The sequence below is a fragment of the Cellulophaga geojensis KL-A genome, from assembly GCF_000568425.1.
Classification (GTDB): domain Bacteria; phylum Bacteroidota; class Bacteroidia; order Flavobacteriales; family Flavobacteriaceae; genus Cellulophaga; species Cellulophaga lytica.
On sequence record NZ_ARZX01000065.1, the window covers coordinates 1 to 1,436 of the forward strand.

General features: G+C 28.0%; 3 protein-coding genes and 2 pseudogenes. All 5 read right to left on the reverse strand.

Annotated elements, in window-relative coordinates; translation table 11 throughout:
- Positions 1-210, reverse strand: a pseudogene (locus KLA_RS17170) (hypothetical protein); the annotation flags it as partial.
- Positions 211-239: 29 nt separating this feature from the next.
- A complete protein-coding gene (locus KLA_RS17175; RefSeq protein ID WP_034647386.1) occupies positions 240-734 on the reverse strand; it encodes a hypothetical protein in 495 nt (164 codons plus the stop codon).
- Positions 731-904, reverse strand: a complete 174-nt coding sequence (locus tag KLA_RS18165; protein ID WP_161633473.1) for a hypothetical protein — start codon at positions 902-904, stop codon at positions 731-733. The genes KLA_RS17175 and KLA_RS18165 overlap by 4 nt, the downstream gene beginning before the upstream one ends.
- Positions 901-996: pseudogene (locus KLA_RS18630) on the reverse strand (transposase); the annotation flags it as partial. The pseudogene KLA_RS18630 and the gene KLA_RS18165, both read right to left, overlap by 4 nt.
- Positions 997-1,095: 99 nt before the next feature.
- A partial coding sequence (locus KLA_RS18170) for a hypothetical protein (RefSeq protein WP_034647387.1) occupies positions 1,096-1,436 on the reverse strand: 341 nt, incomplete at its 5' end.

Sequence of the window (1,436 nt, forward strand, 5' to 3'; positions counted from 1 at the left end):
AACTTTTGTGCTCCATAATTCTATTGGTTTGCTATGTTGTTGCCAGTCCCGACGCTTCGGGACCATTCCTTTTTCTTTTCTACAATAATTTATACTTTCTTCTAATACATTAAAATAAGTTTGTCTAGTAAATACATCTATCCAATAAACAGTAGCAAAACTTACAAAGTAAGCTGCTGTTGGATTATTAAATTTGTATTTTCTGCTCATTTTACTTTTATATTGTTTTGTTGCTCTGCTTACTCTTTACGGCACGAGCAAGATGCTTGCGCTAACGGGGGATTTGGAAATAATGGTGCATTAGGATTTTCTTTTGCTTTATTGATGTAATTCGAAAGATGATATGCAAAATTCACATACTCCCAATCTTCATCTCCATCAAATGGATTTATTAAAGGTTTATGATTGTTAGAATATTCTTCCTTCATTAAACTTATACCATTGTTTAATATTTCAAAATAACTTACTTCTTTATCGGTATAATTTACACGATAATTTATACTTATTGAGTCTGTTATTTCAATTACTTTATTTCTCAAAAACAGATAGTTTAATTGCTTAAAACTAAAAACACAGTAAACAGAACCATTTAATACATCATATTCTCCTACTATCACTTCAGCTTTTCTATCTTCTACTGCAATAGATTCTTCTACTTCTAATGGAATTCTTATAGTTCTATCTTTAGGTTGGTACCTTATGATAGATTTTGAATAAAATCTTTTTAAAATCATCTCATTCTATATTTTTTAAGAATCGTTTCAAAATCAACTAATTCAGATGAAGAAATTTTGTCCTTGAAAAAATCATAAAAATTATCTCCTAATTGTTGTTTTGTAGCCCCCGCTAGCGCAAGCATCTTGCTTGTGCCGTTAAACAAACTAAAAGTATTATTAGTAATCATATATCAATATTTAAAATGGTTTGGTCATCTTGGTAATTTCTAGCGCTACTATATTTCCAATCAACAGGATTAGTTACAAAACCAGATTCTACTTTGTATTTTCTGCTCATTTTACTTTTAAATTGTTTTGTTATTCTGCTTACTCTTTACGGCACGAGCGTGACGCTCGCGCTAGCTGGGTAAATAAAAACTCAATCGATTATGGAATTATTAAAATCTTCATTTTCAAGATAACTTATTAATCTTTGTAATATTTCATAATCTTTTCCATATTTCGTTGCATTTATCTCAACTCCTTTTTTATAAGTACTTAATGCCCATTCTTTAAAATCAATATATTTAGAACTATTACATAATTTCATTATTATAAGAACTTTAAAATTAGTTTGTCCTGGTATATAGTTCGCATATTCTTCTTTTGGTAAGTCATTTAAAATTTTATCATTTAGATCTTGAAGGTTATAAAATTTTTCAAAAAATAGTAGAATATAAGAATCTATATGACTTATTATTTCATTTTCAAACTCTTTAA

What these genes read in the sequence shown, in the direction of transcription:
- KLA_RS17175 (WP_034647386.1), bottom strand. Translation starts at nt 734, where the DNA reads ATGATTTTAAAAAGATTTTATTCAAAATCTATCATAAGGTACCAACCT.
- KLA_RS18165 (WP_161633473.1), bottom strand. Translation starts at nt 904, where the DNA reads ATGATTACTAATAATACTTTTAGTTTGTTTAACGGCACAAGCAAGATG.